General features: G+C 70.6%; 19 protein-coding genes. 8 read left to right on the plus strand and 11 right to left on the minus strand.

Going from position 1 to position 21,306, the window contains the following annotated elements:
- The coding region (locus ACFE67_RS02100; protein ID WP_375405218.1) for an NAD(P)H-quinone dehydrogenase at nt 1-1,202 on the minus strand (1,202 nt) is incomplete at its 3' end.
- A gap of 99 nt (nt 1,203-1,301) precedes the next feature.
- On the opposite strand from ACFE67_RS02100, the gene ACFE67_RS02105 reads away from it, so the two are divergent.
- Both ACFE67_RS02105 and ACFE67_RS02110 read left to right on the plus strand, forming a co-directional pair.
- Nucleotides 1,302-2,153, plus strand: coding sequence for a purine-nucleoside phosphorylase (locus ACFE67_RS02105; RefSeq protein ID WP_375405219.1), 852 nt, complete (start codon nt 1,302-1,304; stop codon nt 2,151-2,153).
- A complete protein-coding gene (locus ACFE67_RS02110; protein WP_375405220.1) occupies nt 2,150-3,853 on the plus strand; it encodes a phospho-sugar mutase in 1,704 nt (567 codons plus the stop codon). The genes ACFE67_RS02105 and ACFE67_RS02110 overlap by 4 nt, the downstream gene beginning before the upstream one ends.
- 75 nt (nt 3,854-3,928) lie before the next feature.
- On the opposite strand, the gene ACFE67_RS02115 is transcribed toward ACFE67_RS02110, so the two are convergent.
- A complete protein-coding gene (locus tag ACFE67_RS02115) occupies nt 3,929-4,912 on the minus strand; it encodes a class I mannose-6-phosphate isomerase (RefSeq protein WP_375405221.1) in 984 nt (327 codons plus the stop codon).
- 60 nt (nt 4,913-4,972) lie between these two features.
- Nucleotides 4,973-5,806 carry a DeoR/GlpR family DNA-binding transcription regulator gene (locus tag ACFE67_RS02120; RefSeq protein ID WP_375405222.1) on the minus strand — a complete coding sequence of 278 codons (834 nt, stop codon included), beginning with the start codon at nt 5,804-5,806 and terminating at the stop codon, nt 4,973-4,975.
- A 214-nt stretch (nt 5,807-6,020) separates the two neighbouring features.
- Between ACFE67_RS02120 and ACFE67_RS02125 the strand changes: the two genes are divergently transcribed.
- From ACFE67_RS02125 to ACFE67_RS02145, 5 genes are all read left to right on the plus strand, one after another.
- Complete coding sequence (locus tag ACFE67_RS02125) at nt 6,021-7,301, plus strand: ABC transporter substrate-binding protein (protein ID WP_375405223.1); 1,281 nt, start codon at nt 6,021-6,023, stop codon at nt 7,299-7,301.
- 102 nt (nt 7,302-7,403) lie between these two features.
- Nucleotides 7,404-8,336 (plus strand): carbohydrate ABC transporter permease, encoded by a 933-nt coding sequence (locus ACFE67_RS02130; RefSeq protein WP_375405224.1) that lies wholly within the window; start codon nt 7,404-7,406, stop codon nt 8,334-8,336.
- Nucleotides 8,333-9,178 (plus strand): carbohydrate ABC transporter permease, encoded by an 846-nt coding sequence (locus ACFE67_RS02135; RefSeq protein ID WP_375405225.1) that lies wholly within the window; start codon nt 8,333-8,335, stop codon nt 9,176-9,178. The genes ACFE67_RS02130 and ACFE67_RS02135 overlap by 4 nt, the downstream gene beginning before the upstream one ends.
- A 46-nt stretch (nt 9,179-9,224) precedes the next feature.
- Entirely contained in the window at nt 9,225-10,085 is an 861-nt protein-coding gene (locus ACFE67_RS02140) for a ketose-bisphosphate aldolase (RefSeq protein WP_375405226.1), read from the plus strand.
- Nucleotides 10,085-11,317 (plus strand): ADP-dependent glucokinase/phosphofructokinase, encoded by a 1,233-nt coding sequence (locus ACFE67_RS02145; RefSeq protein ID WP_375405227.1) that lies wholly within the window; start codon nt 10,085-10,087, stop codon nt 11,315-11,317. Before ACFE67_RS02140 ends, ACFE67_RS02145 begins: the two co-directional genes overlap by 1 nt.
- A 19-nt stretch (nt 11,318-11,336) precedes the next feature.
- On the opposite strand, the gene ACFE67_RS02150 is transcribed toward ACFE67_RS02145, so the two are convergent.
- The 4 genes from ACFE67_RS02150 to ACFE67_RS02165 form a co-directional block, all read right to left on the minus strand.
- Nucleotides 11,337-11,615, minus strand: a complete 279-nt coding sequence (locus tag ACFE67_RS02150) for a PTS sugar transporter subunit IIB (RefSeq protein ID WP_375405228.1) — start codon at nt 11,613-11,615, stop codon at nt 11,337-11,339.
- Nucleotides 11,616-11,624: 9 nt separating this feature from the next.
- Nucleotides 11,625-12,737 carry an adenosine deaminase gene (locus ACFE67_RS02155; RefSeq protein ID WP_375405229.1) on the minus strand — a complete coding sequence of 371 codons (1,113 nt, stop codon included), beginning with the start codon at nt 12,735-12,737 and terminating at the stop codon, nt 11,625-11,627.
- An 88-nt stretch (nt 12,738-12,825) separates the two neighbouring features.
- Entirely contained in the window at nt 12,826-14,115 is a 1,290-nt protein-coding gene (locus ACFE67_RS02160; RefSeq protein ID WP_375405230.1) for a thymidine phosphorylase, read from the minus strand.
- 41 nt (nt 14,116-14,156) lie between these two features.
- Nucleotides 14,157-14,891, minus strand: coding sequence for a DUF4232 domain-containing protein (locus ACFE67_RS02165; RefSeq protein WP_375405231.1), 735 nt, complete (start codon nt 14,889-14,891; stop codon nt 14,157-14,159).
- A 130-nt stretch (nt 14,892-15,021) separates the two neighbouring features.
- On the opposite strand from ACFE67_RS02165, the gene ACFE67_RS02170 reads away from it, so the two are divergent.
- Nucleotides 15,022-15,957, plus strand: a complete 936-nt coding sequence (locus ACFE67_RS02170; protein ID WP_375405232.1) for a nucleoside hydrolase — start codon at nt 15,022-15,024, stop codon at nt 15,955-15,957.
- Between the two features lie 26 nt (nt 15,958-15,983).
- Here the strand turns inward: ACFE67_RS02170 and ACFE67_RS02175 are convergent, their stop codons facing one another.
- The 4 genes from ACFE67_RS02175 to ACFE67_RS02190 all read right to left on the minus strand — a co-directional run bounded on the left by ACFE67_RS02175 (nt 15,984) and on the right by ACFE67_RS02190 (nt 21,298).
- On the minus strand, nt 15,984-17,258 hold the full coding sequence (locus ACFE67_RS02175) for an ABC transporter permease (RefSeq protein ID WP_375405233.1): 1,275 nt from the start codon (nt 17,256-17,258) through the stop codon (nt 15,984-15,986).
- Nucleotides 17,255-18,556 carry an ABC transporter permease gene (locus ACFE67_RS02180; RefSeq protein ID WP_375405234.1) on the minus strand — a complete coding sequence of 434 codons (1,302 nt, stop codon included), beginning with the start codon at nt 18,554-18,556 and terminating at the stop codon, nt 17,255-17,257. Before ACFE67_RS02180 ends, ACFE67_RS02175 begins: the two co-directional genes overlap by 4 nt.
- Entirely contained in the window at nt 18,553-20,073 is a 1,521-nt protein-coding gene (locus ACFE67_RS02185; protein ID WP_375405235.1) for an ABC transporter ATP-binding protein, read from the minus strand. The genes ACFE67_RS02180 and ACFE67_RS02185 overlap by 4 nt, the downstream gene beginning before the upstream one ends.
- A gap of 109 nt (nt 20,074-20,182) precedes the next feature.
- Nucleotides 20,183-21,298 (minus strand): BMP family protein, encoded by a 1,116-nt coding sequence (locus ACFE67_RS02190; RefSeq protein ID WP_375405236.1) that lies wholly within the window; start codon nt 21,296-21,298, stop codon nt 20,183-20,185.
- Between the last annotated feature and the right edge of the window lie 8 nt (nt 21,299-21,306).

Below are 21,306 nucleotides of genomic sequence, written 5' to 3' on the forward strand. Positions count from 1 at the left end.
CGCGGGTTGGAGGCGAGCGGCAGCTTGTAGATCACGCCCTGCGCGATGCCGTCCTCGATCTGCTTCTGCGTCCACCCGACGGTCGCGATCTCGGGCGCGGTGAAGATGTTGCTGGTCACGTTTCGCAGCTCGGTCGGCACGACCGCGTCGCCCATCGCGTGGAACACCGCAGTCCTGCCCTGCTGGGCTGCCACGGAGGCGAGCGGCAGGAACGTCGTGCAGTCGCCCGCCGCGTAGACGGAGGGGCGCGAGGTCGACGCCACCCGGTTCACCCGGATGTGGCCGGAGGCGCTCAGCTGCACCCCCGCCTCCTCCAGCCCGATGCCGGCCGTGTTCGGGATCGAGCCGACCGCCATCAGGCAGTGGCTGCCACGGATCTCCGTGCCGTCGGAGAGGGTGACGACGACCTCGTCGCCTTCCCGCTCGACCTTGGTCGCCCGGCTGTTGGACTTCAGGTGCATGCCGCCGCGCTCGAAGACGTGCTCGAGCAGCTCGGCCGCATCGGCGTCCTCACCGGGCAGCACGCGGTCGCGGCTCGAGATCAGGGTGACCTCGCTGCCGAGCTGCATGTAGGCGGAGGCGAACTCCGCACCGGTGACGCCGGAGCCGACCACGATCATGTGCTCGGGCACGTCGTCGAGCTCGTAGAGCTGCGTCCAGGTGAGGATCCGCTCCCCGTCCGGCAGCGCGGTCGGCAGCTTCCTCGGGCTCGCCCCGACGGCGACGACCGTGGTCTCGGCCTCGATCTCATCGAAGTCGTGCGCGGTCCTGCCTCGGCCGGTCGAGACGATGACCCGGCCGGGACCGTCGAGCCGGCCGTCACCGATCACGATCCGCACGCCGGCCTCCTCGAGGTTCGCTCGCATGTCCGCCGACTGCTGGTTCGCCAGGTCCTTCAGCCGCCGGTTCACCGCGCGGAGGTCCACGGCCACCTCCGGCGCGACCGCCCTGCCCTGCTCGTTCGGCACCGAGAACCGCACGCCGAGCCGGGCGATGCGCTGGATCGCACCCATCGAGTTCGCGGTGGCGATGAGGGTCTTCGACGGCACCACGTCGGTGAGCACCGCGGAGCCGCCGACACCCGCGCGCTCGACCACCGTGACCTCGGCGCCCTGCTGCACGCCGGCGAGCGCCGCCTCGTACCCGCCGGGCCCGCCGCCCAGGACGACGATCCGGTGGTTCCGCTCGAACTCGTAGGTCACCCGTCCACAGTATTGATTCCACGGCCGCCCGACCCGCTGGTCGAGGTGCGAGCGAAGCGAGCCTCGAGACCATCCGACGCCGATCAATAGGCTTGCGGCGTGGCTGACCCGACGCTCGATCTCGACGACCCCTCGACCCCGCCGACGGCAGTCGCGCAGCTGGCTGCCGCGGAGATCGCCCGCCGCACCGGCGTGGAGCGGCACGAGATCGCGCTGACCCTCGGCAGCGGTTGGAGCCGCGCGGCGGAGCGGCTCGGCGAGGTCGTCGCGCGCATCCCGGCGGAGGAGGTGCCCGGCTTCACCGCCTCCGGCATCCCCGGCCACTCCGGCACGCTGACCTCGATCCGCCTCCCGAACGGTTTCCACGCGCTCGTGATCGGCGCGCGCACCCACTTCTACGAGGGCAAGGGCGTCCGTCGCGTCGTGCACAGCGTGCGCGCCGCCGCCGCCGCGGGCGCACGGGTGATGGTGCTCACGAATGGCGCGGGCGGCATCGACCCGTCCTGGGCGCCGGGCACGCCGGTGCTGATCTCGGACCACATCAACCTCACGGCCGCGTCGCCGCTCGAGGGCGCCACGTTCATCGACGTCACCGACCTGTACGCGAAGCGCCTCCGGGACCTCGCGCGCGAGGTCGACCCGTCGCTCGCGGAGGGGGTCTACGTGCAGTTCCGCGGCTCCCAGTTCGAGACCCCCGCCGAGGTGCGCATGGCCCGCGCGATCGGCGGGCACATCGTCGGCATGTCGACGGCGCTGGAGGCGGTCGCGGCGCGCGAGGCGGGGGTGGAGGTGTTCGGCATCAGCCTGATCACGAACCTCGCCGCGGGCATCTCGGACAGCCCGCTGAACCACGAGGAAGTCCTCGAGGCCGGGCGCCTGGCCGAGAACCGGCTCGCCGATCTGCTGTCCCGGATCGTGCAGCGGATCGCCGCGGACCTGCCGGAGCGATGACCGATCCGTCGAGTACCCCGGGACACCCCCTCGAGGCCGCCGCTCGCGCGTGGCTCGCGGTCGATCCCGACCCGGTGACCCGCGCGGAGACGGCGGCGCTGCTCGCCGCGCACGACGAGGTCGGGCTCGCCGCACGGTTCGGCGGCCGGCTCGTGTTCGGCACGGCAGGGCTGCGCGGGCCGCTCGGCGCGGGTCCGCTGCGGATGAACCGCGTCGTGGTGCGGCAGACGACTGCGGGCCTCGCGCGGTTCCTCCTCCGACGCGACGCGGCGGACTCTCGAGACGCTCTCGAAGGGCCCACAGCGGTCGTCGGGTACGACGGGCGGCACAACTCGCAGGTCTTCGCGCAGGATGCTGCGGCCGTGCTGGCCGCAGCGGGCATCGCCGTCACGCTGCTGCCGCGCGCGCTGCCGACGCCGGTTCTCGCCTTCGCCGTCCGGGACCTGGACGCCTCCGCGGGGGTGATGATCACCGCCTCCCACAACCCGGCGGCGGACAACGGGTACAAGCTCTACCTCGGCGGCGCGGACGCCGGCTCGCAGCTCGTCTCGCCCGCGGACGCCCAGGTGCTCGCGGCGATCGATGCGGTCGTCGCGGAGGGGGCAGGCGCCGGCCCGGGCGATCCGGGCGCGGTGACGGTCGCGGGTGAGGACCTGCTGGACCGGTACGTCGCGGCGACGGCCGCGCTGGCATCGACCGTCGGCGAGCTGCCGTGGGTCTACACGCCGATGCACGGCGTCGGGCTGAACACCGTGCGACGCGTGCTGAGCGCGGCCGGACTCCCCTCCCCCTCCGTCGTCGCGGAGCAGGCCGAGCCCGATCCCGACTTCCCGACCGCGCCGTTCCCGAACCCGGAGGAGCCGGGCACGCTCGACCTCGCGTTCGCGCTCGCGTCGGCGACCGGTGCCGAGCTGGTGCTGGCGAACGACCCGGACGCCGACCGGCTCGCGGTCGCGCTGCCCACGCCCGCGGGCTGGCGCCGCCTGACCGGCAACGAGGTCGGGCTGCTGCTCGGCTGGCGGATCGCGCAGGGGGCCGGTCCCGTCGCGGGCCCTTCGAGAGCCTCAGGAGGGTCGACGCTCGCGTGCTCGATCGTGTCGACTCCCGGGCTCGCGCGCATCGCGGAGCGCTTCGGCTTCGTCGCGACGGAAACGCTGACGGGGTTCAAGTGGACCTCGCGGGTGCCGGGCCTGCTGTTCGGGTTCGAGGAGGCGCTCGGCTACCTCGTCGATGCGGACGCCGTGCACGACAAGGACGGCGTCTCCGCGCTGGTCGTGCTGCTGTCGATCGCGATCGAGCTGCGCGCCGAGGGCAGGACGCTCGCCGACCTGCAAACCGAGATCGAGGAGGCGATCGGCCGCCACGACTCCGACCAGGTGTCGATCCGCGTCGACGACCTCGCCGCGCTCGGCGCCATGACCGACGCGCTGCGGGCGGCGCCCCCGGCCTCGATCGGCGGGCTGGAGGTACTCGCCGCGGACGACCTCGCGGCCGGAGGCGACCTGCCGCCGACCGACGCGCTGCGCTACCACCTGGCCGGCTCCGCTCGCGTGATCGTGCGCCCCTCCGGCACCGAGCCGAAGCTCAAGGTCTACCTCGACGTGATGTCCGAGGCGCCGACAGCGGAAGCGCGGGCCGCCGAGACGAGCGCAACCCTCGCCGCGCTCCGCGCCGCGGTGCCGACCCTCCTGGGCGGATGATTCGCTCCCCTGCGCAGCTCGTGGATGCGGATCGTGAGCAGCCCGCCGCGCCTCGGTCGAGCGGCGGTCCGCGGGTCACGGCGTCGGCGGGCGGCAGATCAGCAGGCCGCCGGTGCCGGTCACACGCTGCTCCCCTGCGCCTGCGGGGATGACGACGGTCGCGCCGCGCGTGAGCACGAGATCGCCGAGCGCGACGTCGCCGTGCTCGACCAGCACGACCGAGTAGCCGGCGGGGATCAGCAGCTCCCCCGCGACCGGCACGCGCTGGACGGCGAAGAACGCGTCAGCGTCCTCCGCCAGCACCGAGCCCGAGGTGGTGCCGCGCGTGACGAGGGCGTCGAGCACAGCCGGATCGAGCCGGGTGCGGGAGACCGCCTTCAGCGCGGTGTCGAAGCCGAGCCCGAGGTGGCCGTCGGCCTGCCCATCGACCGCGAAGCCCTCCCACTCCAGCAGGATCGAGAGGTCTTCCGGCTCCTGCACCTCGAGGAGCAGCACGCCCTCGCCGATCGCGTGCAGCTGGCCAGCCGGTACGAACACGGCGTCGCCCGCCGCGACATCGACGGGGTGCAGGAGGGCCAGCATGTCGGCGGTCAGCTGCGCGTCGACGAGGGTGCGGAGTTGCTCCTCAGTCACGTCCCGGTGCAGCCCCAGGTAGACGGTTCCGTCGTTCAGGATCACCCAGGCCTCGGCCTTGCCGTGCGCGTGGCCCAGATGCTGCGCCGCGAATGCGCTGTCGGGATGCGCGTGGACCGGCAGACGCTGGCCGGCGTCGAGCAGCTTCGTCAGGAGCTTCGTGTCGACACCCCACCTGGCGACGTGCGCGTCCCCGAGCCAGCCGACCGGGTCCGCCTCCACGGCGATGCGGAGGAGCACGCCATCCGGTAGCACCGTCTCGCCGACGCCCGGCTGCCCGAACACGTGGGTCGTGCTCGCCACCCAGTCCTCGGGCTCGTGGTCGCGGGCAGGCGGATCGCCGCGGAGATCGGTGATCCGCCGCCCGCCCCGGTAGAAGCGGTCCTCGGGCCGGTTCGACGGCAGCACGACAGGAGAATCGGGCACGGCTCCCCTTCGAGCGGGAACTCTCCGTTTTCCAGGCACGTCCTGCTCGCAGAACGAACGTCAGGGGGTGAGGACTACGACGCCGGCGTCCGCGAGCGCGCGCGCCATGGAGGGAGGAGGAGGGCCGTCGGTGATCAGATAATCGGCGGCCGCGAGCGAGTCGACCTGCGCGAAGAGGCGCCGCTCGAACTTCGTGGCATCGGCGACGATCGCCACCCTCGCAGAGCGGTCCATCATGTCGCGCATCATTCCCGCCTCGGCGAGGTTGCTGGTCCAGTACCCGTCGTCCTCGCTCACCGACCCGACGCCGATGAAGGCGAGGTCGGCCTGGATGCGCTGCTCCAGGCCCGGCTCGCCGATCGGGAAGAGGACCGGCCCGATGGTCTCCTGCGCTGTGAAGCGCACGGCGCCACCGAACACGTAGAGATCGCGGACGACCTCGGGCGGCAGCACCGACGGCAGCTGGAGGCTGTTCGTCGCGATCGTGAGCTGACGCTTATGCAGCAGCTGACGGCCGATCGCCATCGTCGTGGTGCCGGCGTTCATCATCAGCACCATGCCGTCGGTGACCAGGCTCGCGGCGAGCACGCCGATCGCGTCCTTCGCATCGGCCTGCATCCGCATGCGCACGTCCACCGCGAACTCGGGCCGCGGGGCCGCGAGCGCGCCGACCGCGCCGCCGTGCGTGCGGATCAGGTGGCCGTCGGCGTCGAGCGCGTCGAGATCCCGACGGATCGTATCGACGGAGACGCCGAAGCGCTCCGCGAGCGTCGCGACGGACGCCTCCCCCGCCTCCGCGACGTAGGCGGCGAGCTCCGCCTTGCGCCCAGCGGGGAGACGCCGGACGCCCTCGTCGCCCTGTCCGACGATGTTCATGTAGAAGATGTAGCACACGGGTGAGAAACCGCACGACCCCGCAAAAAGGTGCAGATCGTTATCTAGCCTGATCGGCCGCTCATTTTAGCCCGAGAATCAGTTGGCGACCCTCCGACACATCAGGTCTCGCCGCCTTGACATGCCCCGTGTGGCGCCCTACATTCCGGGGAACCCGCACAAACCAGCAAGAAACTGCGGATCACTGCATTCCCGCTCGATGACGAGGAGAACCATGAGCACCGGAGCTCGAAGGTATTGGAGGGCCGCGGGCGCGATCGTCGCCATCGGCGCCACGATCGCGATGACGGGCTGCAGCGGCAGCACCGGTGGCGGCGACAGCGGGAAGGTCACGCTCGAGTTCTCGCAGTGGTGGGCGCCCGAGCTGCCGAAGGGCGACCTGCAGGCGATCGTGACCGACTTCGAGAAGTCGCACAAGAACATCACGGTCAAGCTCATCAGCGGTCCGTACGCCAGCACGCAGGACCAGACGTTCACGGCGGCCGCCTCCGGCACCATGGCCGACATCGTCGGCCTCGACGGCGCCTGGGTGAGCGACCTGCACAAGCAGGGCGCGCTCGCGAACCTCAGCGACTTGATCAAGGCCGACGGCTACGACGACTCCCAGCTCGCCTCGCAGGTGAAGGAGGACGGCAGCACCTACATGATCCCGGTCGTCAACTTCGTCTACCCGATGTTCGTGAACAACGACCTGCTCAAGAAGGCCGGCGTCACCACTCCCCCGAGCACCCGCACCGAGTTCAAGGCCGCGGCCGACAAGCTCACCGCGCTCGGCGGCCAGACCAAGGGCTGGGTCATCCCGCTGTCGACCGAGAACCCGAACGGCATCCAGAACGACCTCATGTCGTGGGCGTGGGCATCGGGCGGCACCATGCTGAAGGACGGTCAGCCCGACGTCACGAACGCCTCGGTGAAGTCGGCGGCGGCATTCGTGAAGAGCCTGTACGACGCGAAGGACATCACGCCGGGCGCGCTGACGCTGCAGGAGACCGACAAGGTCACCGAGTTCACGAACGGCCGCGTCGGCATGATGATCGACTCTCTGTCGCACATCGACACGATCAAGAAGGCCGCACCGAACCTGAACTTCTCGGTGATCCCGATCCCGGCCGAAGACGGCTACACCGGGAAGCGCGGTATCCCCTACGCCTCCTGGGGCCTCGGGGTGTCCGACCAGTCGGACCACAAGACCGAGGCGTTCGAATTCGTCAAGTACCTGATGAGCACGACCGTGAACTCGAAGCTGTCGACCGAGGCGAACGCCTTCCCCGGCAACACGGGCTCCACGCCGGACCTGTCCAACGCCGACGCGCTCTACAAGGACGCGTTCACGATCTACCAGGACGGCACACCCACCAACGAGTTCGTCGGACTGCCGACGGCAGACGAGCTGATGCGCACGTTCGACGAGCAGTTCCAGAAGGCGCTGGCAGGTCAGCAGACCCTCGATCAAGCGCTCGCGGCCACGCAGACCGCCTGGAAGCGCAAGTTCTGATGAGCGCCGCCTAGTCGACCGCTCGCGGTGAAGGGGCGTGGTCCGATCCGGATCGCGCCCCTTCGCTCCTGAGACAACCCCGCTTCACCGGAAGGAACCGCCATGGCGAACGCACACGCCGCCGCGATCGGAATTCCCGGTCGCACCGGCCGGCGCAAGCAGCGACGACGCAGCCTGCTCCCCTACGGCCTCATCCTCCCGACCGCCGTGCTGCTGCTCGTGCTGATGGTGCTGCCGGTCGTCATCGTCATCGCCAACAGCCTCTACACGCAGGTCGTCACCCGCAGCGGCGGGCAGTTCGTCGGCCTCGCCAACTACTTCGCAGTGCTCGCGGACCCGAGCTTCTGGCCGGCCACGCTGAACACTGCGGTCTTCGCCGGCGTCAGCGTGGTCGTGCACCTGGTCATGGGCCTCGGGTTCGCGGTGCTGCTGAACAGCCCGCTCATCGGCAGGTTCACCTCCGGCGTATTCCGGACGATCCTGATCCTCCCGTGGCTGTTCACGGCGGCGGTCATCGCGGTGCTGTGGCGCCTGATCCTCGCCCCGACCGGTGTCGTGAACTACGTGCTCGAGAACCTCGGCGTCATCCATGAGGCCGTGCAGTGGTTCGGTGACCCGGCGACCGCCCTCTTCGCGGTGACCGTGATGAACATCTGGGCGGGCTACCCGTTCTTCATGATCAGCCTGCTGGCCGGTCTGCAGGGCATCCCGGCCGATCTGAACGAGGCGGCGACCGTCGACGGCGCGAACGCCTGGCAGCGCTTCTGGAACATCACCATCCCGCAGCTGATGCCGATCATCCTGTCGATGGCGGTGCTCGATCTGCTCTGGACCACGCAGCAGTTCGCACTCATCTGGCTGACCACAGGCGGCGGCCCGCTCGGCGTCACGGAGATGCTGTCGACCTTCACCTACAAGCTCGCGTTCGGCGACTACAACCTCGTGCAGGCGTCGGCGAGCGCCGTGCTCGTGCTGCTGTTCAGCCTCGTCGTCGCCGTCTTCTACGTGCGTCAGCAGCGGAAGGTCAACTCGTGACCATCACGCGGGCGACCCGCGTCCGGGTCCAGAAGGCGGGCACGATCGCCGCGCTCTGCGGTGCTGCAGCGATCGCCGCGTTCCCGATCCTGTGGATGCTCCTCAGCTCGTTCAAGACGAACACCGAGGTGTTCGCCTACCCGCCGGCGCTGCTCACCGACAACTTCTCGCTCAACGCCTACGTCGCGGTCTTCGCCGACCCGACGAAGCTTCGGTTCTTCATCAACAGCTACGTGGTCGCGATCGTCGTGACCCTCGCCACGCTGCTCATCTCGATCCTCGCGGCGTACGCGTTCAGCAGATACGAGTTCCGGGGCAAGGGCCTCATGAGCATCGTGATCATCGGCGTGCAGGCCGTGCCGCCCATCACCCTGCTGATCCCCTACTTCAGCCTGATCGTCGCACTGAAGCTCTACAACTCCTATGGCGGTCTGATCCTCACCTACATGGTGTTCACCGTTCCGTACGCGGTGATCATGATGACGAGCTACTTCAACACGCTCCCGCGTGAGCTCGACGAGGCCGTGAAGGTCGACGGCGCCGGGCCGCTCACCGCGCTGTTCCGCATCCTGGTGCCGGTCGCGATGCCGGGCATCGTCTCGGTCGGCGTCTACACGTTCATGATCGCGTGGAACGAGTACCTCTTCGCGCTCACCCTCACCCGGACCGACGACATGCGCACGCTGCCGATCGGGATCCAGCTGCTCCTCGGGCAGAACAACCAGGAGTGGGCGCAGCTGATGGCGATGAGCCTGCTGGGGATACTCCCGGTGCTCCTCCTCTTCCTGATCTTCCAGCGCTGGTTCATCGGAGGACTCACCTCCGGCGCTGTGAAGAGCTGACCCACGAGACCCCTCGCACCACCCCCTACGAAACAGGAGAGCATCCATGCTGCTGAACGGCAAAGACCTGCTGGCCGTCGCGAACGAGCACGACTTCGCGGTGCCGGCCTTCAACATCAGCGACTGGGCGATGTTCACGGGCATCATCGACGTCAGCGAGGAGAAGGACTCGCCGCTGATCGTCGCGATCCATCCCGATGAGCTGAGCCACATCACCGTCGACCTGCTGCCGGCGATCATCCAGCGTTCGCACCGGTCGCACGTGCCGGTGGCGATCCACCTCGACCACGGCGCCTCCTACGAGCAGGTGCTGACCGCGATCCAGAGCGGCTTCACCTCGGTCATGATCGACAAGTCGATGCTCCCCTTCGACAAGAACGCCGAGATCACCAAAAAGGTCACGGAGACCGCGCACGCAGTCGGCTTGTCGGTCGAGGGCGAGCTCGGCACCATCGGCAAGACCGACGGCTACGCAGAGGCCGGCACCGACGACATCGTCTACACACAGCCCGAGGAGGCGGCCCGGTTCGTGGCGGCGACCGGGGTGGACAGCCTCGCCATCGCGATCGGCACGCGCCACGGCATCTACCCGTCGCACCTGAAGCCCGAACTGAAGCTCGACCTGCTGAAAGAGATCAAGGCGGCGGCCTCGCTGCCGCTCGTGCTGCACGGCGGCTCGAACAATCCCGACGACGAGATCGGGCGGGCGGTCAAGCTCGGTGTGAACAAGATCAACATCTCGAGCGACATCAAGGTCGCGTATCACCTGCGGATGCGCGAGGTGTTGGCCGACCTCGTCGAGCGCGAGCCCAACTCAATCCAGCCGGCGTCGATCGCCGCCATGAAGGTCACCGCCGCGCAGAAGATCGATCTGTTCGACGCAGCGGGCAAGGCTTCGCTGTACTGATGTCCATGCCCGCAGCGCCCATCCCCTCCACCCCGCCGTCCGCGGACGAGGTGCTGCTGGGGCTCGGGAACACGGTCGACTACGAGATCGCATGGGACGCGCCGACCGTCTCCATGCTGCTGCGCCAGCACGGTGTGCGAGTGGGAGACGGCCCGGTCGAGGGCGCGATCGAGACCGCGGCCGATCTGCTTCGAGCGCTGCTCGCGCACGTGCGCGAGGGCTCGGGCGGAGAGCACTTCATCGCCTCGAAGGCGGTGCTGCTCACCTTCGCCGCACGGTTCCGGTCAGAGATCACGCTCGGCGGCACCAACGTGCGCGCGGCGCTCGCGATGCGCGCGCTCGGGCGGCCGTCGACCGTGCACCTCGTCAGCACGAACGACGACACCCGGCGCCTGCTGCCCGACGACGTCGCGACGATCTCGAGCGCGGACGGCGACTCCCTCGATCCGCATGTGATCGTGCAGTTCCCGGCCGGTACGACCGTGGACGCCTCCGACGGTCCCGTCGTCGCGCCGCGGCCGAACCGAGTGATCCTGACCAACGACATCCCGAACCGCGAGCTCGTGATCGCAGAGGCGCTCGGCGATGCGGTCGAGCGGGCGCACGTCGTAATGGTGTCGGGGTTCAACTCGATGCAGGAGCCCGAGCTGCTCGAGCGGCGGATGACCGATGTGCTGCGGCACATCGCGCGCCGCTCCTCCGACTCGATGTGCGTGTACGAGCACGCCGCGTTCCATGTCGCCGCATTCTCGGAGCGGGTGCGGGAGGTCGTCGGCCCGCACGTCGACATCTGGTGCTGCAACGAGGAGGAGCTGCAGGATCATCTCGGACACGAGCTCGACCTGCTCGATCCGCGAGAGGTCCTGGACGCCGCCCAGCAGCTGCACCGCGACGTCGGTGCGCCGTCGCTCGTCGTGCACACGCGCTTCTGGGCCCTCGCGATCGGCGGCCCGGCGGCTCGGCGACGAGCAATGCTGTTCGGCGGGACCGCCCTCGCCGGCACCCGGTACGCGCACGGCGACGCGGTCACACCGCAGCACCTCGCGGAGGCGGCAGGCTGGCCGCCGCAGGCCGAGGGGGTGCAATTCGCGGAGGCGGTCGAGGCGCTCGGAGGCGACGATGTCACCTGCGTCGCCTCCTACCGCGTACCCGTGTCGACCCCGACGACGATCGGCCTGGGCGATGCGTTCGTCGGCGGCGTGGTGGCGGCCCTGGCAGCCCTCCCCCGCTGAACTCCGTGACGATGAACGGTCACTCGAGGGCGTCGGCGAGCTTCGCCTCCACCTCCGCCAGGTCGAGGATGTTGTCGATCACGATGACCTGCGCGAAGGTGCGGCCGATCCCCGCGACCTTCTCCGAGGTGGCGAGGATCACCTGGACGTCCTCGCCCAGCTCGTGGACGTGGTCGGCGTCGGTCGCGGTCACCTGCGCGTCGATACCGAGACGCAGCAGGGCGCGCTGCGCGGTGACCCGGAGGATCTCGCTCGTCCCGATGCCCGCACCGCACACGGTGAGGATCTGCACCACCACCGGCGCCTCCTACTCGATCGCGTCGAAGCCGCTCGTGATCCGGTCGACGAGGGACTCCCGGTCCTCGAGCGGCAGGAACGCCGACTCGGCCGCGTTCAACTGGAACGTGAGCAGGTCGTCGAGGTCGTAGTCGAACGCTTCGGTCAGCAGCGCGAGCTCCCGCGAGAGGGTCGTGCCGCTCATCAGCCGGTTGTCGGTGTTCACGGTCACCCGGAAGCCGAGCTGGTAGAGCAGGTCGAACGGGTGGTCCTCGAGCTCGTCACCCCACGCCGCGATCGCGCCGGTCTGCAGATTCGAGGAGGGGGAGAGCTCGAGCGGGATCTGCCGGTCCCGGACCCAGCGGGCCAGCCGTCCGACCGTGACGGCGGACCGGTCGTCGCCCTCGCGCTCGACGACGAGATCCTCCGCGATGCGCACACCGTGGCCGATGCGCAGGGCACGGCCGTCGAGCAGCGCGGAGCGGATCGAGTCCAGCCCGTCCGCCTCCCCCGCGTGCACGGTGGCCGGGAACTGCTGATCGGCGAGGTAGTCGAACGCGATCCGGTGGCGGGATGCGGGGAAGCCCGCCTCCGCACCGGCGATGTCGAACCCGACGACGCCGCGGTCCCGGTGGCGCACGGCCAGCTCGGCGATCTCGAGCGCCCGGTCCGCGTGCCGCATCGCGGTCACGAGCTGGCCGACCCTGATCGACGCGCCGCCCTGCCGGACGAGGTCGACGCCCGCCTCCAGACCGCGCTGCACCGCTTCGACCGCGCCGTCGAGCGTCAGACCCTGCGCGAGATGCTGCTCGGGCGCCCAGCGGACCTCGCCGTAGAGCACGCCGTCGTCGGCGAGATCGAGCACGAACTCCCGCGCGATCCGCTCGAGGTTCGGTGCCGTCTGCATCACCCCGGTGGTGACGGAGAAGGTGGCCAGGTACTCGACGAGGGAGCCGGAGTCCGCCCGCTCGCGGAACCAGGCGCCGAGCGCATCCGGATCCGCCGCCTCGAGCTCGACGCCCGCGTCTGCCGCGAGCTCGAACACCGTCTCGGGTCGCAGCCCGCCGTCGAGGTGGTCGTGCAGCGACACCTTCGGCAGCGTCGACGCATCCACGTCCCCCCAGAGAAGCCACTCCGCTGCCACGGCCCCAAGGGTACTGCTCGGGCTGGACTTCCGTTTTGAAGGAGTTTCCGCGCCTTCGGCGGGAGAACTCCTTCAAAACGGACAGGGGTCAGGCGATGCGGGCCGCGATCAGCCGGCGCGGCGGGATCGCCGTGCCGGGCGGGGCGATCACGTGCACGCCCTCCAGCGCCTCGAGCGCGCGCGGGATCCGCGCCGCGTCGTCGGTCAGCAGCGTGGCGATCGGCTGGCCGGCGCGCACCACGTCGCCGGGCTTCGCGTGGAGGCGGACGCCCGCCGCGTGCTGCACGGGGTCGCCCTGCCGGGCCCGGCCGGCACCGAGCCGCCACGCCGCGACGCCGACCCCGCGGGCGTCCTGGTCGGCGAGCACGCCGTCGCGGTCCGCCAGCACCTGGTGCGACTCCCGCGCGACCGGCAGCGGCGCCTCCGGGTCGCCGCCCTGCGCGCGGATCATGCCAAGCCAGGCATCCATCGCGCGCCCGTCGTCCAGCGCCGCAGCCACGTCCGCGTCCGGCAGACCGGCGAGCGCGAGCATCTCCGTGGCGAGCGCGAGCGTCAGCTCCCGGATGTCGGCCGGTCCGCCGCCCGCGAGCACCTCGACGCTCTCCTCGACCTCGATCGCGTTCCCCGCCGTCAGCCCGAGCGGCACCGACATGTCGGTCAGCAGCGCGACCGTCGCCACCCCGGCGTCGGTGCCGAGCTCGACCATCGTGCGGGCCAGCTCCTCCGCCCGCTCCTGCTGCGGCAGGAACGCCCCGGACCCGAACTTCACGTCGAGCACGAGCGACGCGGTCCCCTCCGCGATCTTCTTCGACATGATGCTGGAGGCGATCAGCGGGATCGACTCGACGGTGCCGGTGGTGTCGCGCAGGGCGTAGAGCCGCTTGTCCGCCGGCGCGAGGTCCGCTCCCGCGGCGCAGATCGCCGCCCCGACGCCAGCGAGCTGCGCCCGCAGCTCCTCCGTCGAGAGATCGGCCCGCCAGCCCAGAATCGACTCGAGCTTGTCGAGCGTGCCGCCGGTGTGCCCGAGGCCACGGCCCGACAGCTGCGGCACGGCGACGCCGAACGAGGCGACCAGCGGTGCGAGCGGCAGCGTGATCTTGTCGCCGACCCCGCCGGTGGAGTGCTTGTCGACCGTCACCTTGCCGAGCCCGGCGAACGACATCCGCTCCCCCGAGTCGATCATCGCGAGGGTCAGATCGCGGATCTCCCGCCGGTCCATGCCGTTCAGCAGCACCGCCATCGCCCACGCGGCCATCTGCTCGTCGGCGACGACCCCGCGCGTGAAGGCGTCGACGAGCCAGCGGATGGAGGCGGTCTCGAGGGCTCGACCGTCGCGCTTCGCGGCGATCACATCCACGGCATCGAACGCTTCGCTCACCACCCCACGCTACCGAGGGCCGCGCCGCGAATACCCGCGACTCAGCCCGTGCGGGCGGTCACCGGGCCGATCGTCATGAACGACGGACCGTCCGCACAGGCGACGGCCTCCGGGTCCTCCACGAAGAACGCGCGCGAGGAGTGCGGCGGGGAGACCCGGTAACCGGCCCCGCGCTGCACGGTGCAGCCGGGCAGCGGCCCGCCGTCCGTCCCGATGTTCGTGATGCGGAGGGCGGCTTGGGCGGTGTCCCCGGCCTGGAGGGTCAGCGTCGTCACCCCGGACTGCCCGCCCGACGCCGCGGGACCGATCCGCGGACCCGAGACGGAGGCGACGACCGAGACCCCCGGCGTGCCCCGCAGCTCGCAGGCCGTGCCGCCGGTGTTCGTGAACAGCACCTCGTAGTCGATCGAGCCCGCCCCGGAGTCCACGGGCACGACGAGGACGCCGAGATCGTCGTCGGGGCACTGGCCCGCGGGCCGGGCCGGGTCCGCATCGACGGAGGGGGACGACGGCTCGCTGGAGGGGGTCGGCGTCGGCGCCGTCGGGGTCGTCGCAGACGGGGGCGGCGAGGTCGCGGGCGGGAGGCTCGCCGTCGGTGCGACCGTCACGCTCGGCGAGTACGCCGGCTGCGTCGCCTGCGACCCGCACCCGGTCAGCGCGCCGAGGGCCACCGCAGCGACCACCAGCCCACGGACCGCCAGCCCACGGACGGCCAGTGCACCGACAGTTGAGGCGACGCCGGCCCGTGCCGCCGACCCACGGGCGAGGTTCAGCATGGCCCGCACGGTACGGGCGCCTCCGGACCGCAGGTCGTCGGCACGCCGTCGCCCCACCCGACGCCGCCCCGCCCCGAGCGCCCACCGCACCCCGAGCGCCTCGTGCGCGCCGCCGCATATCCTCGCGGACGTGCCCACCCAGATCATCCTCGACTGCGACCCGGGTCACGACGACGCGGTCGCGATGCTGCTCGCCCACGGGAACCCCCTCGTCGAGCTCGTCGCGGTGACGACCGTGTTCGGCAATCAGACCGTGGAGAAGACGACGCGCAACGCGCTCGCCGTCGCGGCCGTCGCCGGGATCACCGGGGTGCCCTTCGCGCGCGGCGCCCATCGGCCGCTCGTGCGCACCATCGAGACGGCCGAATCCATCCACGGCGAGAGCGGCCTCGACGGACCGCACCTGCCCGAGCCGGCCTTCGCGCTCGACCCGAGGCACGCCGTCGACCTGATCATCGACACGATCCTCGCCGCGCCGCCGCGGACCATCACCCTGGTGCCGACGGCCGCGCTGACTAACATCGCCCTCGCGGTGCGCAAGGAGCCGCGCATCGCCGGCCTGGTGAAGGAGGTGGTGCTGATGGGCGGCGGGTACGCCGGAGGCAACTGGAGCGCCACCTCCGAGTTCAACATCGTGATCGACCCGGAGGCGGCGCACATCGTCTTCAACGAGTCGTGGCCGCTCACGATGGTCGGCCTCGACGTGACCCACCACGCGCTCGCGACCCCGGAGGTGGTCGCGGGGATCGCCGCGATCGGCACCCCGGTGGCCCGCTTCGTCGGCGAGCTGATGGACTTCTTCGCCCGCTCGTACCGGGACGCGCAGGGCTTCGAGCACCCGCCGGTGCACGACCCCGTCGCCGTCGCCTACGTCATCGACCCCTCGGTGCTGACCGTCCGCACCGCTCCGCTCGACGTCGAGCTGACCGGCACGATCACGCTCGGCATGACGGTCGCGGACCTGCGTCAGCCGGCGCCCGAGGGCACGACCACCCGCGTCGCCACCCGCATCGACGCCCCGAAGTTCTGGTCGCTCGTCACCGAGGCCATCCGCGCGATCGGCTGAGCGACCGAGCCGCGACCGTCCGGCCGCTACTTCACGTAGGGCTTCCCGTCGGCAGCCGGCGGCCGCGACCGCCCGACGAGACCGGCGACCGCGAAGACCGTCACGACGTACGGCAGCATCAGCATGAACTCGCTCGGCACCGGCGACCCGATGATGCTCAGCACGCTCTGCAGGTTGGAGGCGAAGCCGAACAGCAGCGCGGCGAGGGTCGCCCTCACCGGGTCCCACCGGCCGAAGATGACCGCGGCGAGCGCGATGAACCCGTTGCCGGCGGTCATCTCCTTCGTGAAGCCGCCGACCGAGCCGAGGGTGAAGAACGCCCCGCCGAGCCCCACGATCGCCCCGGCGAGCGACACGTTCCAGAACCGCGTGCGCGCCACGTTGATACCGACGGTGTCCGCCGCCTTCGGGTGCTCGCCCACCGCGCGGACCCGAAGGCCCCAGCGCGTCTTGAACAGCGCGAACCAGACGACGGCCACGGCGACGTACATGCAGTACACGATGATCGTCTGCTGGAACAGCACCGGACCGATGATCGGGATCTCGCCGAGGAACGGGATCGTGATGCGCGCGAACCGCGGAGGCGAGTTGAGCGTCGCGGAGTTGGGGCTGAGCAGCGTCGTGTAGAGGAAGCTCGTCAGGCCGGTGACGAGCACGTTGAGGACCACGCCGATGATGACCTGGTCGACGACGTACTTGATCGCGAACGCCGCGAGCACGAACGAGACGAGGGTGCCGGCGACCGCCGCGGCGGCGAGACCGAGCAGCGGCTGCTGAGTCGCGGACGCCACGACGGCGGACACGAACGCACCCGCGAGCAGCTGGCCCTCGATGGCGACGTTGACGACACCCGCGCGCTCGCCGATGACCCCGCCGAGCGCACCGAAGATCAGCGGCGTGCTGAGACTGACCGCGCCGATGAGCAGGCCGGGCACCGGCAGGGTCTCGCCCGCCGACGCCCAGGTCAGGAACCCGGCGAGGAAGAGGACGGCGAACGTCGCGATCAGCCAGAGCCGGACCCGGCGGCCGCTGCGCACCAGGACGATCGCCGCGGCCGTCGCTGCGAGGAGCAGCACGACGAAGACGATCGAAGCGGGCAGAGTCGGCACCGAGAGCGCGGGCAGCTGGATGAGGTCGCGGGTGGTGGAGAGCCGGAAGGTGCTGACCCCCTCCCGCCGCAGGCCGAGGAAGAGCACGACCGCCGCGACGCTGAAGATCCCGAACGCGATCGGCGCCTTCCACGCGGCGCCGAGGCGGCGCCCGGGGGCCGCCGAGCGCGGCGCCGCCGTGACCGCGGTCACTTGGTCACCGCCGCCGCACTCGTCGAGCGCGGCTTGCGGAGGGGGACGCCGGAGGGTTGGGGCAGCCGGAACACCGCCCGCACCAGCGGGGGCGCGGCGATGAGGAGCACGATCACCGACTGCACGACCAGGATGATGTCGATCGGCACCCCGTTCTGCGCCTGCATCGAGTACCCGCCGGCTTTCAGCGCCCCGAAGAGCACGCCTGCGAAGAACACGCCCCACGGCCGGGACTGGCCGAGCAGCGCGACGGTGATCGCGTCGAAGCCGATGCCGGCGTCGACGCCGACGGCGAAGCCGCTCGTGAGGCTTCCGCCGAGCACCTGGTTGACGGCCGCGAGACCGGCCAGTCCGCCGGAGACGAGCATCGCCAGCACGTACAGGCGCCCCACGTCCATGCCCGCGACGCGCGCGGCGTTGGGGTTCTCGCCGACGGCGCGGAACTGGAACCCCACGGCCGAGCGGTTCAGCAGCCACCAGACGCCGAAGGTCGCCGCGATGACGAGGAGGAAGCCGAGGTGCAGCGTGTAGGTCGGGCCGAGCAGCCGCGGCAGCACGGCCGTCGGCTCGATCGCCGCGGTCTTCGGGTTGGTCGCTCCGGGCGCCTGCAGCACGGGTGAGGAGAGCAGGAAGAACAGCAGGTAGAAGGCGACGTAGTTGAGCATGATCGTGGTGATGACCTCGCTCGCACCGGTGCGGGCGCGCAGCAGGCCGACGATGCCGCCCCACAGGGCGCCGCCGAGCACGCCGGCCGCGATCGCGATGACGAGGTGGAGCACGATCGGCGCCTCGACCCGGGTGCCGACGTACCCGGCGAAGATCGCACCGATCAGGATCTGCCCCTGGGCGCCGATGTTGAACAGCCCGACCCGGAAGGCGAGGGCGACGCCGAGCCCCGCGGCGATCAGCGGGGTCGCGAAGGTCAGGGTGTCGAAGAGCGGCTTGATGCCGACGGCGAACCCGTCGCGGCGGAAGTTGTAGATCGAGCCCTGGAACAGGGAGCTGTACGCGCCGGAGACGGCGCGCCAGACGGCCTGCAGCAGGTCGGACGGCCGGGCGAAGAAGTACCCGGCCGTGGTCTTCACGGTCTCGTCCGTCGCGGCGATCATGATGCCGCCGACGACGAGCGCCAGCAGCACGGCGAGCACCGACACCCCGGCGCTCCCGCCGACGATCTGCCTCGCCGCCGTGCTCCATCGGGACGGCGGCGGCGGTTCCTGCACGGCCGGCGACTGGCCCGGTTCGAGCGTCGCCGCGGGTACGTCGATCGTGTGCGGCTTCTGGGGCTCGTCGCTCACGCGAGCACCTCCGTTCCTGCGGGCAGCTCGCCGGCCATCATCAGCCCGAGCACGTCGCGCGGGGTGTCACCCGCGACGATGCCGACGATCGATCCGCCGTACATCACGGCGATCCGGTCGGCGAGCGCGGTGACCTCGTCCAGCTCGGTCGAGACGACGATCACGGGGAGGCCGGCGTTGCGTGTCGCGACGACCTGGCTGTGCACGAACTCGATCGACCCGACGTCGAGCCCCCGGGTCGGCTGCGCGGCCACGAACAGCCGGAGGGACCGGCTGAGCTCGCGGGCGAGCACGACCTTCTGCTGGTTGCCGCCGGAGAGGTTCGAGGCGTGGCTCGCGATCGACTGGGCGCGGATGTCGAACCGTTCGAGCCGCTCCGCCGCGAACGCCGCGAGCGCCTGGAGCTGCAGCGCGCCCCGCTTGACGAACGGTGCGGAGGCGGACCGGTCGAGCATCAGGTTCTCGGCGACCGAGAACCCCGCGACCAGCCCGTCCTCCGTGCGGTCCTCGGGCACGAATCCCACGCCCGCGTCGAGCACCTTGCGGATGCTCAGGCCGCGCAGGGATCTACCGTCGAGCCGGACGTCCCCGGTCACGTCCTGCTGCAGGCCCATGATCGCCTCGACGAGCTCGGTCTGTCCGTTGCCCTGCACGCCCGCGATGGCGAGGATCTCCCCGGCCCGCACGCTGAAGCTGACGCCGTCGACCACGGTCACGCCGTTCGCGTCGCGCACCCGGAGGTCCTCCACCTCGAAGGCGACGCCGCCCGGCGCGAACGCCTGCTTGTCGACGGTGAGGTCGACCGCCCGGCCGACCATGAGGGCGGCGAGCTCGCCGTTGGTCGCACTGGGATCGGCCTCGCCGACGACCGTGCCGAGGCGGATCACGGTGATGCGGTCGGCGACCTCCCGCACCTCCCGCAGCTTGTGCGTGATGAACACGATGGACGTGCCGCTGTCCCGGAGCTGACGCATGATCGTCATCAGCTCGTCGGTCTCCTGCGGCGTGAGCACCGCGGTCGGCTCGTCGAAGACGAGGACACGGGCGTCGCGGGACAGCGCCTTGATGATCTCCACGCGCTGCTGGACGCCGACCGGCAGGTCCTCGACGAGGGCGTCCGGGTCGACATCGAACCCGAACCGCTGGGAGATCTCGCGCACCGTCGCGCGCGCCGCGTCGAGGTCGAGCACGCCGCCGGCCCGGGTCGCCTCGTGGCCGAGCATGACGTTCTCGGCGACCGTGAACACCGGGATGAGCATGAAGTGCTGGTGCACCATGCCGATCCCGGCCGTCATCGCGTCGCCGGGGCCGGAGAAGTGCCGGACGACGTCGTCGAGCAGGATCTCGCCCTCGTCGGCCTGGTAGAGGCCGTACAGGACGTTCATCAGCGTCGACTTGCCGGCGCCGTTCTCGCCGAGGAGACAGTGGATCTCACCGGCCTCGACCGTGAGGTCGATGTGGTCGTTGGCGACGAGGGAGCCGAACCGTTTGGTGATGCCGCGGAGTTCGAGCTTCATCTCACCGTCATCCTCTTCACACGGGATGCTCGCCGCAACCGAGACTCCCGACAGGTGGATCGGAGGACCCGGCAGCGGCCGGGTCCTCCGATCGGGGTGTGCGCTGCGGTCAGCTCTTCAGGTAGGAGGTGATGGTGATGTCCCCGCTGATGATCGACTTCGTGATGGTGTCGAGCTCGCCCTGCAGCCCCGAGTCGACCTTGCTCTCGAAGTCGTGGAACGGCGCGATGCCGACGCCGTCGTTCTTCAGGTCGCCGATGTACGGGGTGGTGTCGAACGTTCCGGTCGCGGCGCTCTTGACGACGTCCTCGACCGCCGGCTTGATGCCCTTCAGCACCGAGGTCAGGTAGAGGGAGTCATAGGTCGGGAAGGTCTCGTAGACGTCGGCGTCGGCGCCGAGCAGCGCGACGTCCTTGCCCGAGTCCTGGATCGCGGCGCCCGCGCTCTGGAAGATCGGCCCGCCGACCGGCAGGATCACGTCGGCATCGGCGTCGATGAGCCCCTGGGCGACGGACTTCGCCTTGTCGTTGGCCTCGAAGCCGCCCGAGAACAGCCCCTCCTTCGGCTTGTCCGGGTTCCACCCGAGGACCTTGACGTTCTTGCCCTTCTGCTTGTTGAAGTACTGGGCGCCCTGCGTGAACCCGTCCATGAAGATCGTGACGGTCGGGAAGTCCTGGCCGCCGAAGGTGCCGATCACGCCGGTCTTCGAGTAGCTGGCGGACGCGTAGCCGGCGAGGAACGCCGCCTGCGAGGTGTCGAACAGGATCGGACGGATGTTCGGGGCGTCGACCTTGCCGTCGAAGTCGTTGTCGGCGGCGTCGTCGACGATCGCGAAGTTGATGTCGGGGTTGGCCTTGGCGGCGGTCACGGTCGCGGCCGACAGGTTGAAGCCGACGGTGATGATGAGGTCGCACCCGGCGCTGACCAGGCTGTCGATGTTGGGGGCGTAGTCGGTGTCGCTCTTGGACTCCGCGCTCTTCGCCTCGACGCCCAGCGCCTTCGCCGCGTCGGTCAGTCCTTCGAAGCCGAGCTGGTTGAACGACTTGTCGTCGAAGCCGCCGGAGTCGGAGACCATGCAGGGCAGCAGGTCGACCGCAGCGGCCGATCCGGCGGCAGCGGACGTGCTCGGCGCCTCGGGCGCGGACGCGCACCCCGTCAGCACCAGTGCGCTCGAGGCGAGCAGGGCGAGACCGCCGACGATGCGACTGCGGGAAGTGGATCTCAAGGTGTCCT

It is taken from the genome of uncultured Amnibacterium sp. (genome assembly GCF_964244015.1).
GTDB lineage: Bacteria > Actinomycetota > Actinomycetes > Actinomycetales > Microbacteriaceae > Amnibacterium.